The organism is bacterium, from assembly GCA_016873475.1.
Classification (GTDB): domain Bacteria; phylum Krumholzibacteriota; class Krumholzibacteriia; order JACNKJ01; family JACNKJ01; genus VGXI01.
Map to the genome: position 1 here is coordinate 1 of VGXI01000074.1, position 13,649 is coordinate 13,649.

At 72.3% G+C, this 13,649-nt stretch carries 13 protein-coding genes; 5 read left to right on the plus strand and 8 right to left on the minus strand.

The window, feature by feature from the left end; translation table 11 throughout:
• Positions 1-678 (plus strand): ABC transporter permease (locus FJ251_07785; protein ID MBM4117634.1); only part of this gene is annotated, 678 nt, incomplete at its 5' end.
• 2 nt (positions 679-680) lie between these two features.
• Positions 681-1,817: an ABC transporter permease gene (locus FJ251_07790; protein ID MBM4117635.1), complete on the plus strand. Its 1,137-nt coding sequence runs from the start codon at positions 681-683 to the stop codon at positions 1,815-1,817.
• Here FJ251_07790 and FJ251_07795 read toward each other — a convergent pair.
• From FJ251_07795 to FJ251_07825, 7 genes are all read right to left on the minus strand, one after another.
• Complete coding sequence (locus FJ251_07795) at positions 1,808-2,554, minus strand: alpha/beta fold hydrolase (GenBank protein ID MBM4117636.1); 747 nt, start codon at positions 2,552-2,554, stop codon at positions 1,808-1,810. The genes FJ251_07790 and FJ251_07795 overlap by 10 nt on opposite strands.
• 20 nt (positions 2,555-2,574) lie before the next feature.
• Positions 2,575-3,903: an MFS transporter gene (locus FJ251_07800; protein MBM4117637.1), complete on the minus strand. Its 1,329-nt coding sequence runs from the start codon at positions 3,901-3,903 to the stop codon at positions 2,575-2,577.
• A gap of 17 nt (positions 3,904-3,920) precedes the next feature.
• Positions 3,921-5,972, minus strand: a complete 2,052-nt coding sequence (locus tag FJ251_07805; GenBank protein MBM4117638.1) for a DUF4091 domain-containing protein — start codon at positions 5,970-5,972, stop codon at positions 3,921-3,923.
• A gap of 263 nt (positions 5,973-6,235) precedes the next feature.
• The gene (gene pabB / locus FJ251_07810; GenBank protein ID MBM4117639.1) at positions 6,236-7,684 is read right to left on the minus strand and encodes an aminodeoxychorismate synthase component I; all 1,449 of its coding nucleotides are present in this window, start codon (positions 7,682-7,684) and stop codon (positions 6,236-6,238) included.
• Positions 7,685-8,061: 377 nt separating this feature from the next.
• Positions 8,062-8,853: a hypothetical protein gene (locus FJ251_07815; protein MBM4117640.1), complete on the minus strand. Its 792-nt coding sequence runs from the start codon at positions 8,851-8,853 to the stop codon at positions 8,062-8,064.
• A gap of 2 nt (positions 8,854-8,855) precedes the next feature.
• Positions 8,856-9,260, minus strand: a complete 405-nt coding sequence (locus tag FJ251_07820) for a hypothetical protein (GenBank protein ID MBM4117641.1) — start codon at positions 9,258-9,260, stop codon at positions 8,856-8,858.
• Positions 9,253-9,855 (minus strand): sigma-70 family RNA polymerase sigma factor, encoded by a 603-nt coding sequence (locus tag FJ251_07825; protein ID MBM4117642.1) that lies wholly within the window; start codon positions 9,853-9,855, stop codon positions 9,253-9,255. Before FJ251_07825 ends, FJ251_07820 begins: the two co-directional genes overlap by 8 nt.
• 113 nt (positions 9,856-9,968) lie before the next feature.
• Here FJ251_07825 and FJ251_07830 point away from each other — a divergent pair, with 113 nt between their 5' ends.
• Positions 9,969-10,418 carry a hypothetical protein gene (locus FJ251_07830; GenBank protein ID MBM4117643.1) on the plus strand — a complete coding sequence of 150 codons (450 nt, stop codon included), beginning with the start codon at positions 9,969-9,971 and terminating at the stop codon, positions 10,416-10,418.
• Here the strand turns inward: FJ251_07830 and FJ251_07835 are convergent.
• Positions 10,415-10,645: a hypothetical protein gene (locus FJ251_07835; protein ID MBM4117644.1), complete on the minus strand. Its 231-nt coding sequence runs from the start codon at positions 10,643-10,645 to the stop codon at positions 10,415-10,417. The genes FJ251_07830 and FJ251_07835 overlap by 4 nt on opposite strands.
• A gap of 260 nt (positions 10,646-10,905) precedes the next feature.
• On the opposite strand from FJ251_07835, the gene FJ251_07840 reads away from it, so the two are divergent.
• Both FJ251_07840 and FJ251_07845 read left to right on the plus strand, forming a co-directional pair.
• On the plus strand, positions 10,906-12,894 hold the full coding sequence (locus FJ251_07840) for a 4Fe-4S dicluster domain-containing protein (GenBank protein ID MBM4117645.1): 1,989 nt from the start codon (positions 10,906-10,908) through the stop codon (positions 12,892-12,894).
• On the plus strand, positions 12,894-13,649 hold a 756-nt coding region (locus FJ251_07845; protein MBM4117646.1), incomplete at its 3' end, for an electron transfer flavoprotein subunit beta/FixA family protein. The genes FJ251_07840 and FJ251_07845, both read left to right, overlap by 1 nt.

Sequence of the window (13,649 nt, forward strand, 5' to 3'; positions counted from 1 at the left end):
CCGCGCAGCATCGACCCGCCCCTGATCGCGATCGCCGCCGAGCCGCCCCCGCCGGGCGCGCCGCCGCCCCGCGCGCAGTCTCCGGCCCTGCTCTTCGTGCCGGGCTTGCTCTTCATGGCCCTGCTCTTCATGGCCCAGGGCATCGCCCGCGAGTTCTGGGACGAGCTCGAGCAGCGAACCCTGCACCGCAGCCTGATGACGCCAGGCGGCGCCGCGCCCTTCCTGCTCGGCAAGCTCGTCACCGGCGCCCTGCTGATGCTCGCCGTCGTCGCGATCGCGCTCGCGCTCGGGCTCGCGGCCTACGATCTGCCCGGCGCCGTCTACTTGCCGGCGCTCGTCTGGGCGACCCTTGCCGGCGTTGCTTTCCTCGCGCTCTTCTCCCTGCTCACGCTGGCGATGCCCAGCGCGCGCGCCGCCAACATGATCGGCATGGGCCTGCTCTTCCCCCTGATGATGATCGGCGGCAGCTTCTTCCCGCTCGAGGCGATGCCGCGCTGGATGGCCGCCATCGGCGCGCTCACGCCGAACGGCTGGGCCCTGCAGCGGCTGAAGGGAATCCTCAGCGGGGAACTGGCCGCGATTCCCTTCGCCGTTGGCCTGGCCGCCATGCTCGCGGTCACGGCCGCGCTCACGGCTCTGAACACCCAGCGCCTGCGCTCGCGCTTCGGAAAGGGCTAGACATGCTGCGCCAGGCGCTCTACGTGGCCCGCAAGGACATCAAGTTCATCTTCCGGGGGCGAGAGACCTGGCTCTGGGCCTTCTTCATGCCGATCGTCTTCTTCTACTTCATCGGCACGATCACGGCCGGCGGCGGCGGCTTCTCGGGCAAGAGCCGCCTCGCCCTCTGGCGCCCTGCGGACGCTGGCTATCTGGCCGATCAGCTCGAGCGGCGTCTCGTCGAGCAGGACTTCCTGCTCTTCCACCCGGCCGACTCCGACAGCTTCGCCGCCGAGCCGCGGCGCCTCAGCCTGCCGGCGGCCTTCAGCGATTCCCTCGCCGCGGGCCGCCCAGTCCAGCTCCTCTACGGCGACGACGGGGACGCTCAGGCCCGCGCCTGGCGCCGGCTGCGCGTCTCGCGCGCGGCCTACGGCCTGCTCGCGGATCTCATCGTGACGGGCGAGCAGGGCGCGGCGCCCGACAGCGCGGCGCTGGCCGCCCTCGCCGCGATGCCCCGCGCGCTCAGCGTCCAGGTCGCGGCGGCCGGCGAGCGGCGCCGCCCGCCGCGCGGCTTCGAGCAGGCGGTCCCGGGCACGATGGTGATGTTCACGGTGCTCGTCCTCGGCACGAGCGGGGCGATCCTGCTCGTCATCGAGCGGCGGCAGGGGCTGCTGAGGCGTCTCGCCTACGCGCCGCTCTCGCGCGGCAGCGTGGTGCTGGGCAAGTGGCTGGGTAAGCTGGCGCTCGGCCTCATCCAGATCGCCTTCGCGATCGTGGCCGGCAGCCTCATCTTCAAGGTGGACTGGGGCGGACAGCTCCCGGCGGTGCTGCTGGCCATGCTCGTCTATGCCGCACTGATGGCCTCCTTCGGCCTCCTGCTCGGCAGCGCGAGCCGCAGCGAGGGCCAGGCCGCCGTCGTCGGCGTGCTGGCGGCCAACCTGCTCGGCGCCCTCGGCGGCTGCTGGTGGCCGATCGAGATCACGCCGCCCTTCATGCAGAAGCTCGCCCTCTGCCTGCCCACGGGCTGGGCGATGGACGCGCTCCACCGCCTGGTCAGCTTCGGCCAGGGCCCGGCCAGCGTGCTGCCGCACGTCTTCGGCATGGCGCTGGCCGCGGCGCTGCTGCTCGCGCTCGCGGCGCGGATCTTCCGCTACGACTGATCCGGTCCCGGGCGCAGGAAGTCGACCAGCGCAGCCAGGGTCTCCTCGCTGCCCTCGCCCTCGATGAAGCCGTAGTGATCGGGCGTCACCAGGCAGCGGTAGCGCGCGCCGGGCAGCCGCCCCGCGAGACGGCGCTGGAGCCCCGGCGGCGTCGAGCGATCGCCCGCGCCCGCGAGGACGAGCGTCCCGAGGCCCGGCGCGAGTGCGCCCACGAGTCGGCTGGCGCGGGCGCGGTCCAGCCAGGGCAGCGCGACGCTGCGGATCAGCGCCCGCGGCTCCGGAACGAGGCGCGCCGTCACGGCCCGGCGCAGTGCGGCGCCCTGCCGATTCATGAAGAGGGCCGTGTAGCGCTCGACCGCGGGCAGGGCGAGACCGCCGCCGACGAGCAGCGGCAGGAAGAGCCGCGCATTGGCCGCGCTCACGGCGTGCAGGCCGGCCGGCGGGGCGGGCGCGAGCAGCGCGAGGCGCGCGAGCCGGTCGCCGAGCCGCGCCGCTGCGAGCAGGCAGACGAGCCCGCCCAGCGAGTGGCCGACGAGGGCGACGGGCGCGCCGCCGGCCGCGGCGGCCTCCGCCTCGCCGGCGACGAAGGCGACATGCTCGGCGAGCCGGGCGTGGGGGCGGCCGCGGTCGGGCAGCTCGAGGCCGCGCGCGTCGAGGCCGGCGCCGCGCAGGCCCTCGACGAGCCGTCCGCAGTGCCATACCGTGCAGAACATGCCATGCACGACGAGCGCGCGCATCAGCGCCGGCCCATCGCCGTCTAGGCCCCCGCCGGCTCGGCCGCCGGCGACGCTGCGTCCGACTCCGGTCGGGGCAGCGCATCGGGCAGTTCTTCCTCGACGCGGCGCAGCGCGGGATTGAGATAGGCGAGCAGGGAGAGCGCGGCCGTCGCCAGCCCCGAGAGGATGAACATCAGGCCGATGCCGCGGCCCGGCCCGGTGCCGAGAACGCGGCCAAGGCTGCCCGCAAGCGCGCCATCCGCGAGCAGGAGCGGCCCGAAGACGCGATCGGCCAGCGGCCCCGAGAGCAGATAGGCGAGCGGCGCCGCACCCAGCGCCACCATGCTGCGCGTGGCGAACACGCGGCCCTGCAGCGCGGGCGGCACCTTGCGCTGCCAGATCGCCTGGCTCGAGCCGTTGACGACCGGCGCGCAGGCCATGGCGAGGAAGAGCCCCGCCGTCACCAGCGACGCGCTGGGCCGCAGACCGACAAGTACGATCCCGAAGCCCAGCGCGACCAGGAAGCCGAGCACGCCGTGGATCTTGCGCCGCGGCCCGCCCCAGGCGCTGAGCGCGAGGCTCCCCGCCAGCATGCCGAGGCCGCCCACCGAGACGATGCCGCCCAGGCGCGCGGCGTCCGTGAAGCTGAGCAGCATCGGCACGGCGAGCGCGTTGACCATCCCGAGCACGAAGTTGAGCGCGGCGAAGAGGAGCAGCATGTCGCGCAGGCCGCGGCGGTCGGCGATGGCCGCCCAGCCCGCCCGCGCCTCGCGCCAGAGGCCACGGCGGACGGCGCCCTCGCCGGTCGCCGCCGGCCGCGGGATGCGCACGGCGACCAGGCTGAGCATCGCGAGCAGGAAGCTCGCGAGATCGAGCAGCAGCACGCCCGTGACCCCGATCGAGAGCAGCAGCAGCCCCGCGAGCAGCGGCGCGACGATGTTGGCCGCGGCCTGCGCGAGCTGGGCGAGGCCGCTCGCCCGCGCGAGCTGCGCCGGCGGCACCAGCAGGGTCACCGAGGCCTGCCAGGCCGGCCCCTGGAAGGCGCCGAGGCAGGCGCCCAGGGCGCTGGCGAGGAGAATGTGCCAGAGCGCCAGCAGCCCCTGCCAGTAGAGCAGGGCGAGCGCCGCCGTCCCGAGCGCGGCGCCGAGGTCGCTGAGGATCATCACGCGCCGGCGGTCCCAGCGATCGACGAGCACTCCGGCCAGCGGCGCGATGAGCACGGCGGGCAAGGTGGCGGCGAGGGCGATCAGCGCGAACTGCGTGGCCGAGCCCGTCTGCTGGTAGACCCAGACGCCCAGCGCGAAGCCGCTCAGGCCCGAGCCGAGCATCGACAGCGCCTGCCCGGCCCAGATCACGAGGAAGCTCCGCATGCCGACCGGGCGCGGCACTAGCGCAGCCAGATCCCGCTGAGCTCGAAGCGGCGGGCCGATTTCGGCTCCCAGATGAAGAGGCTGAGTTCGCGGATCGCCGTCGTGTCGAGCATCTCGTGCGGGATCGGGATGAGCAGATCGCGCGGCTCGCCCGGTGCGCAGTGGATCTCCCAGGTCCAGCCCGTGCGCTGGATGATGCCATTGCCGAGCTTGAAGAGCAGCCGCACGGGTTCGCCCTCGACGAGCTTCACGCGCACGCGTGCCTCGCGGTAGCCGCTCCAGTCGGCCGGCGAGGCCAGTCGCCAGAGCTTGCTCTTGTCCGCGTCGAGAGTGAAAGCGTAGACGGCCCCGCTATCCGTGGCGCGCTCCTCGCCGTCACGCGCGCCGTGCCAGCCGCGGCCCGGCTGACCGAGACTGGTGACCGCGCGCTCAGCGCCGCCGGTCGCCTTCTCCAGCCCGGCGAGCGTCTCCAGCCAGCGCTTGGCCTCTTCGCGCTGGCCCGCCAGCGCGCAGCCTGCCGCCTGGCGCCAGGCGAGCAGGGGGCGCGGATCGCGCGGCCAGTCGAGGGCGCTGCGCACCGGCAGCCCCTCGAGAATGTGGGTGGCGAGCGGATCCTGCCGCGCATCGAGCAGAGCGGCGTAGTCGACGTCGTCGAAGCCGTCGCGCAGCAGCTTGAGGCGGACCGCCGGCAGCGGCCCCTCTGGCCCCGGATAGTAGAGGCTGCCGTTGCCGTTCTGGCGCGGGTAGACCATGGGATCGAGCCAGGGATCGACGGTCCAGTAGTTCACGCACCAGAAGAGGAAGCCGCCGTAGCCTTCGGTCCAGATCGCCAGCGGCGAGACGCGCGCCTCGATGCCGGGGACGTCCAGGTGCAGCGCCGGCACGTCGCTGCCCGCGTTGCCGGCCGTGTAGACCCAGAGGTCCTTGCGGCTCCTGCCTGTCAGCTTGAGCCGGTGGCCGATGTCCCGGGCGTGCATCTGCGCGTCACCGAGGCGCGGGCACCAGAGGTCCACGTCGGGGAAGCCCTCTTTCGGCAACTGCGTGATCAGGTTCTTCAGGTCCGGCGCCGCGCGGTTCACCATCGCCGTGACCTCGGCCACGCCCTCGTAGGTTTCGTCGGCGAGGTAGGTGTAGAAGCGATCGAGCCAGCCCTTCTCGCGCAGGTGGTCGGCGATGGCGCGCCAGTTGCCTTCGCTGAGCGGATTGATCCTGCGTGGGCCCTCGTGTCCGAAGTGCGTCTGCCCGCGGGCCATCGCCCACTCGATTTTGGCGTCGAAGGCGCGGAAGTCGGCCTGGCGGAGGCGGCCGTCGTCGCTCAGGGTCAGCTCTGGCCGCGTGTGCACTTCGTCCGTGCCCACATGCGTCGGCATGATGCGGTGCGCGAGCATGCTCTCGTGATAGCGGCGGATCATCGCCTCGGCGGCGGGCGTGCCCCGCTCGAGCTTGTGGAAGTCGTAGAGGTAGCGCACGCGCAGCAGGAAGGAGCTGGGCAGGCTGGGCGCGAGCGGCAGCTCGAAGTCCCAGACCTCGACCGTCAGGGGCAGCCGCTTCGTCCAGCCCGTGGCGCTGAGCAGCAGCTCGCCTTGATAGCGGCCGGGCTTGGCCGCGCGGGGGACGTCGATCTCGACCCAGATCGGCTGCGCGTGCCCGGCGGGGACATCGACGCTGCGCGCCGCGAGCAGCGGGTCCGGCCACTCGCCCACGCGCAGGGTGCCGTAGTAGGGCTTCTGCGTCGTGACGTAGCCGACGAAGTCGCAGCGCAGGGTGCCGGGCGCCCAGCGCTCGCCCGCGGGACCGACGAAGGCGCCGCTCTCCGCGCGCAGCGCGCGGAGTCCCTCGGCCGGCGCGAGGACGAGCAGCTGCAGCGCTTCGCTCTCGCCGCGCGCGGCGCGGATCTCGGGCTCGCACTCGAATTGCACGAGGAAGTCCGGCGTGGGTTGCGAAGGGAGCGGCTTCGCGAGCGAACTCAGGACCCAGAGTCCGGGCTCGCCTCCGCGCGCGGCCCCCGGCATTGCGAGCAGAAGGGCGAGGCCGAGCACCCAGAGCGGACTGCAGCTCCGCGTCGTCATGCAGCCTTCCTTTCCTTGCCGGCGCCGCCCCACGCCGTCCCGGCCCCTGCTTTTGCGTGGCGGCGCGGCGCAAACGTTGCTATACTTCTCCTGTCTCGAGTCCGGCGACGCCATCGGGGAATCGAACCCCGCGCCAAGCGCCTGTGGACGCTCGCTTCAGCCGGAGCGAGATCTGGATCCTACCAGCGCGGCCACTTTCCAGTGGAGAGAAATCCATCGGGACGCTGGAGGGTTTACGAGGGGCCTCGCGGCCCCTCTCTTTTTCATCTCCCCTTGCCGGCCAGCGCCGCGAGCGCGGCTCGCGCCTTGTGTCCGGCCTCCTCCCACTCGGCCTCGGGATCGCTATCGTAGACCACGGCGCCGCCGGCGCCCACGTGCGCCTGTCCGCGCAGGAGCTGGACGCCGCGAATCACGATGCTCAAGTCCAGGCTGCCGTCGAAGCCGAGGTAGCCCTGGCAGCCCGAGTACCAGCCGCGCACGACGGGCTCGAGGCCTTCGAGGATCTGCATCGCCGCGATCTTCGGCGCGCCCGTCATCGAGCCGCCGGGGAAGGCGCTTGCAAGCAGGTCGCAGCGGTCCTGTCCCAGTGCCAGCTCGCCCTCGATCGTCGAGACCATCTGGAACACGGTCGGGTGCGCCTCGATCGCGCACAGCTCGCTGACCGCTACCGATCCCGGCGCGCAGACGCGATGCAGGTCGTTGCGCAGCAGGTCCACGATCATGACGTTCTCCGCGCGGTCCTTCGCGCTCTCGGCGAGGGCGCTGCGCAGCCGGGCGTCCTCGGTCGCGTCACGCCCCCGCGGGCGCGTGCCTTTGATCGGCCGCGCCTCGACGTGGCCGGCTGCGCTCACGCGCAGGAAGCGCTCCGGACTCGCGCCAACGAGCGCGCCCTCGGGATGGCGGAACAGGCTCGCATAGGGAGCCGGGGTCGCCGCGCGCAGGCAGCGGTAGAGCGCGAGCGGATCGGCGCTGCAGGGCAGGCTGAAGCGCGTGGTGAGGCAGAGCTCGTAGGCCTCGCCGTCGCGGATCGCCTCGCGACAGCGCTCGACTGCTGCGAGGTAGGCCGCGCGGTCAAGCGAGGCCCTCGGCAGCGCCGCGACCGGCAGCAGTGGCTTCGGCGGCGAGGGCGCAGCCAGCAAGGCCAGCGTTTCCTCGGCGAGCAACGCGGCGCGCGCCTGCGCTTCGCGGCGCGCGGCGGCCTCGCTGGGCCCGCGCGCGACGGCCAGCGCCCAGGTCTCGCCGCTCTCGCGGTCCACCGCCAGCAAGCGCTCGTGAAAGTAGAGCGCGAGGTCGGGCAGGCCGAGATCGTCCTCGGCCTGTGGCGCGATCGGCAGCAGGCGGCGGCCCAGCTCGTAGGCGAAGAGCCCGAAGGCCCCGCCGTGGACGGGCAGCGCCGGATCGCTCTCCACGCGGGGAAAGGCGGCGAGCGTGCGGCGCAGCGCGGCCAGCGGCTCCTCGCGCCAGGCGTGGTTCGCGCCGCGGCTGTGCCAGTGGAAGCGGTTCTCGCCGCCGCGGCTCACGAAGCGCGCCGTCGGCTGGCTCGCGAGCAAGGACCAGCGTCCCGGCGGTCCCGCGCTCTCGAGCAACGCGAGCGCGCCGCCGCCCAGCGAGGCCGCCAGCGCGTGCAGCGCAGCGGGCGTCAGGCGACAGTCGAGGCGTAGGGCGGCCGCAGCGGCCCGATCGGTGGCCGGCGCGGGCGGATGGGCGATCATGCGGAAGGGTCTAGCATCCCGGCCGGCCGGGCCGCCAGGGGACAAGAAACGGGGCGGGTCTGGGACCCGCCCCGCTCGTCGCTCACTCGTCTCGATGCTACCCAGCAGGAGGGAAACTCACCGGGTCTTGGAATCGCCTAGATGGCGTGTTCGATGAGCCAGTAGAGGATCGTGAAGGCCGACGCGATCAGGTTGAGGATTACGCGCAAGAGGCCGACGACGAATCCGAGTGCCATCTTCCGTCCTCCGGATGGGGGCTCTACGGGATTGGACAGGCGGGAGTTCCTGTTGGTTGCGCCCGGGGGCCGGCTTTTACCAGATTTACAGGCAGGGGCGGTCGCCCCCTCCAAGCGCAATTCGGGCAATGGCTTGCCAGACTAGCCCAGAGGCGGCGGGGGTTCGCCCACCCCGCGGAGCGCACTCCGGAAGGCCTGGTCCGCAGCCGCGGAGCCGGGCCGGAGGGCCTCGGCCGCGAGGGCGGCCAAGGCGGCCAGACCCTCGGCGTCGCCTTGCTCGGCGAAGAAGCTCCGCGCCTCTTCCAGGAGCAGGTTCCGCGAGGGATAGGCGGCGAACTCGAGGGCGCGGCGGTAGGCGGGCCTGGCTTCCGCCGGCCGCCCCAGCGCCCGCAGGCAGCGCGCCTGCAGGTGGTGCCACTCCGCGTAGCGGGCGAAGGCAGGCCGCGCCTCGGCGAGCTGCGCCAGCGCCCGCGCCGGCTGCTCCTCGAGCAGCGCGACGAGCGCCGCCAGATACTGCAGGCCCTCCTCGTCCGGGCTGCGCTCGAGTGCAGGGCGGAGGCTGGCGAGCGCGCGCCTGCCCTGGCGCTCGCCGAGCAGGAAGAGCGTGCGCGCGACGGCATCCCCGCTGGCCCGCCGCGGGTGATTGTAGGCCAACCAGTAGAGGATCAGTCCCGCCAGGCCCAGGATCGACGCGAGCCGCGCCGAGAACAGCCAGAGCAGAAAGGTCCCGCCCAGGAGGCTGAAGAAGAGACACCCCCAGGGCGTGCGCCCCGCGGGCGCCAGCAGCCCGATGGGCCAACTCCCCGGCGGCCCTGCCTCCGTGAGCGTCAGCGGCACGCCGCCTGGGTCTCCGCTCACGGGCGGCAGGCTCGCCAGCGGACGGCGCAGCAGGCCGGGCGCGATCGGGCGGGCGCGGAATGCGCGGCCGGCCACCGCTACCAGCCCCGCAGCAGCAGGCGCGGCAGGCGGCGGCGCACGAGGAAGGTGAGCAGGACGTTCAGCCCGGCCAGCCCGTACCAGACGTAGTTCGGCACGTCGATCGGCCGCTGCAGGCGCGGGTCGGCGGCCGCCGGCACCTCGATGCGGGGAGTCAGATCGACGCCGGCCAGAGCCAGCAAGGTCACCGCCGTGGCGATGGCGAGCGGCAGGGCGATCAGCAGGGCCACTCGCCAGAACGCCCTGCCCTCGGCGGCGACCCGCTGCCATCGCCGCGCTGTGGAGTAGCGTCCGAGCAGGGCTGTCCGCCAGACGGCCGCCTGGGTCGCGAGTTCGTTTGCAGGCCCGTCGTAGAGACGAGCATCCGCCAGGTGCTCGCGGAGCGTGCGCAGGTCCTCACTCATCGCTGTCTAGCTCCCGCCGCAGGCGCGCCAGGGCCCGATGGATACGGGTCTTCACCGAGCCGAGCGGCATCTCGAGCCTATCGGCCACTTCGTCCAGCTTCAAGTCCTCGAGGTAGCGCAGCGCGAGGATCTCCCGGTCACGCGGGTCGAGGAGGGCCAGCGCCCGCGCGACTTGCGCCGCGTTCTCCCGGCGGGCGAGCAGGCGCTCGGGATCGAAGTCGCCGGCAGCCGGCAGGGCTTCCGCCGCCTCGAGCGGCGCCTCGCGACTGGCGAGGCGCTTCTCTTTCTCGAGGTGGCGCAGCGCCTCCCGGTAGGTGATCCGGTAGAGCCAGGTGGACAGTCGGCTCTCGCCGCGGAACTCCGGCAGCGCTCCCAGGGCGCGATCGAAGACCCGGTAGAGCACGGCATCCTCCTCGGCCCGCAGGCGACGGAGCTGGGCGCGCACGGTGGGCTCCCAGTCGTCCAGAAAACGGGTTGCCCGCTGGCGATCCAGCGGCAGGTAGTGGGTCGCCTGCTCGCGGGCCTCGAGTTGTCCCTCGCTCACGGCAGGCGTCCCTCCGGGATCCTCTGCTGCTGGTTTGGACCGGGGCTTCATGCGTAGAGTTTCGCCCGAGCGAGCCGCCGTTGAAACCCTTTTTCGAAGGCCGGGGTCCAAGGGGTTGAACGGCAAGCGGACTCACCCGACACCAGACCACCCTGGAGGCAATCATGTTGGGCTCTCTTGGCTTCGCCTTCTTCGCCAGCGGCGAGGAAGTCCTGATCCCCATCATCGCGATCACGCTTGGCTGCAGCATTCCGATCGTCGCGATCATCGTCGAGTACTTCCAGAAGCGGACGAAGGCGCGGATCATCGAGAAGGCGATCGAGAAGGGCGTGCCGATCGAGAACCTGGCTCTGGACGAGCCGAGCGGCCCTCGCCTGCCCTATCGCAGCGGCATGGTGACCGCCGCGGTCGGCATCGGCCTCATCGTCTTCGGGTTCGGTGTCGGCGCCGCCATGCAGCAGTCCGGCGAGAACGAGTACTTCATCCCGCGGGCCGTTTTCGGGGGCGCGGGAGCGCTGGTCCTCCTCATCGGCGTGGCGCTTCTGATCAACGACCGCATGAACGCCAAGCGCTTCCTCAACGGGAACGGCAAGGGCGAGCGCAAGGACTACTAGCGGGAATCGGCGTCGGTGGCCGGCACCGGCGCCCGCGCTGCGGGCCGGAACTTCTGCCGGAACTTCTGGATGCGGCTGTTGAGCGCGTCGGCCACGTAGACCCTGTTGTCCCAGGTGACCACGATCCCCTCGGGACCGCTGAACTCGCCCGCAGCCTCGCCCTGGCCGCCCCACGTCGCGACAAAGTTGCCATTGGCGTCGAACTTCTGGACTCGGCGATTGCCCAGTCGGCGACGTAGACGAAGCCGTCGGCGTCGACCGCCACGCCGGCGGCCGTCGCACCCGTGAAGAAGATGAACTGCCCATCGGCCGAGCCGGAGCTACCCCAGGACAGCACAGCTTCGTAGGCGGGCGGCAGAGCCGCCGCCCCCCGGCTGCCTGCAGCGCAGCACCACCGAAAGCCTTTCCAGTAAAGCGTTTGGATCATGTTGATTTCAAGGTCTGATTCCTGTTAGGATACGGAGACCGCATCGCTGGGGGGCGCGGGATGCAGCCTTTTCGCGAAGTATTTTGGAATATCGAACATCAGCTGCTCTTCTACTCGCTGGCCGGTCTGGCCGGCGCGCTATTCGTTTACGGGTTCTATCGGCGCTGGCGCTTCTGGCGCAGTGGCTGGCCCGAGCGGCGTGAGGGCGGCTTCGACGCTGGACTCGTCCTGCGGCGCCTCCTCCTCGGCAGTGGCATCTTCCGCGGCGACCCGCTCGGCGGGCTCATGCACGCCGCTATCCTGTGGGGCTTCGTCCTCCTCTTCCTGGGCACCCTCCTGTCGACGATCGACCACCGGCTCGAGCACTTCCTGCGCGGCGAGGTCTACCGGGTCTACGCCTGGACGCTGGACGCGGCGGGCCTCGCCCTGCTCGGCGGCATCGCCCTCGCCTACCTGCGCCGCTACGCGATCAAGCGCGGCCGCATGGAGACGGCGCTCCTGCGCGATCATGCCGCGCTTCTCTTGCTCGCCTTCATCGCGATCTCGGGCTTCCTCGCCGAGGGCCTGCGCCTGCGCGCGGCGCCGCCGCCCTGGCCCGAGCCGGCGCCCGTGGGCGTCTGGATCGCGCAGGTTTCCGGACTCTCGGCCCCCGATGCGGCCGGAGCGCACCGCCTCTGGTGGTGGCTGCACGCGCTCGCCAGCCTGGCGCTCGTCGCCTACTTCCCCTTTTCGAAGTTCGTGCACGTCGTGGCGGCAGGCGCCAATCTCGCCCTGGCCGGGCTGCGCTCCAGCTCCTTCCTCCCCCTCGCGGAGCGCGAAGCCCTGAGGGCCGACTTCAGCCGCCGCCACCACCTGATGTTCGACGCCTGCACGCAGTGCGACCGCTGCACGAGCGTCTGCCCGAGCCACCTCGCCAGGGAGTCGCTGGCGCCGCGGCGGCTGCTCGACGCGGCGGGCGATTTCGCACGGCGCAAGGCCGGCTACGGCTTCTGGCCGCGGCGGCCGGCGAGCGCGCCGGCCAAATCCGAGGCCGTGCCCGGCGAGCAGGTCTGGCTCTGCACGACCTGCGGGCACTGCCAGGACGAGTGCCCCTCGGCGATCAGCCCCCTGGACGTCATCCGCGAGCTGCGCACGGCGCGCATCGAGTCAGGCGAAGCGGTGCCCGAGAACCTCCAGGCGATGCTCGAGTCGGTCTACAAGTTCAAGAACCCCTGGCAGGGCGCGAAGGGTAGGCGGCTGGACTGGGCGGCGGGCATCGACCTGCCCGTGCTCGGCGAGGGAGCTGCGGCCGAGCGCTGCTTCTACGTCGGCTGCACTTTCGCCTACGACACCCGGCTCCAGCAGGTCCCGCGCGCCGCGGTCAGCCTCTTCCGAGCGGCGGAGCTGCCCTTCGGCGTGCTCGGCAAGGCGGAGGTCTGCTGCGGCGAGTTCATCCGCGGCGTCGGCGAGGACGGCCTCTTCACCGAACTGGCCGGCGTGAACGCCGCGGCCTTCGCGGAACAGGGCGTCCGCGAGATCGTGACCGCCTGCCCGCACGGCTTCCACGCCTTCCGCAACGAGTACCGCCGCCTCTCGCCCGCGCCGGCCGAGCGCGCGGTGCGCCACCTCGCGGAGCTGCTCGCCGAGGCGATTGCCGCCGGCCGCCTGCCCCTGGCAGGTGGCGTAGAGCGAACGGTCACCTTCCATGACCCCTGCTTCCTCGGCCGGCGCAGCGGCGTCTACGAGGCGCCGCGCGCGGTGCTGCGCGCGATTCCCGGCCTGCGCCTCGTGGAAATGCCGCGTTCGCGCGAGAACAGCTTCTGTTGCGGCGGCGGCGGTGGGAGAATGTGGGTCGAGGCCAGCGAGGGCGAGCGCATGGCCGAGCAGCGACTGCGCGAGGCGGCGGCGACGGGCGCCGAGCTGGTCGTCACCGCCTGTCCGTTCTGCTTCAGCAACCTGGAAGACGCGGTGAAGACGGCCGGCTACGAGGGGCGCATCGCCGTGCAGGACCTGACCGAGCTCGTCGCCGAGTGCCTGCCCGGCGCAGCGCCGGCCGAGAAAGGAGCCTGATGGAGATCCTCGTCTGCGTGAAGCGCGTGCCCGACACCGCCGACGCCGATCTCGTGCTCAGCGCGGACGGCCAGGGCATTCGCGAGGAAGACCTCGCCACCGGCATCAACGAGTGGGACAACTACGCCGTCGAGGAGGCGATCCGCATCAAGGAGGCGCAGGGCGGCACGGTGACCGTGGCCACCATCGGCGACGCCGACAGCGAGGACGTGCTCCGTCGCTGCCTCGCGATGGGCGCCGACAACGCCATCCGCATCGATGACGCGCCCTTCGCCGGCAGCGATCCCCACGGCATCGCGCGCGGACTCGCCGCGCTGATCGGCAAGGGGCACTACGACCTCGTCCTCACCGGGACGCAGGCCGGCGATCAGGGATTCGGCATGACCGGGCCGCTGCTCGCAGGCCTGCTCGTCCGGCCACACGCGACGCTCGTCACCGCGCTTGCGCTCGAAGGCGCGCGCGTTCGCGTGACGCGCGAGCTCGAGGGCGGCCTCGAGGAGTCGCTACGCCTGGCTCTGCCCGCGCTGCTCACGATCCAGACCGGCATCAACGAGCCGCGCTACGTTTCGATCATGGGCATCCGCAAGGTGCGCGCGAAGGAGATCCCCGTGCTCGATCTCGCGGCGCTGGGCCTGTCGGCCGACGCGGTGGGCGCCGGCGCCAATCGCCTGCGGCGCAGGAGCCTCGCCGTGCCGCCGGCCGGCAAGCAAGCGGAGATGATCGCGGGCCGGCCCGTCGACATCGCGCGGCGCATT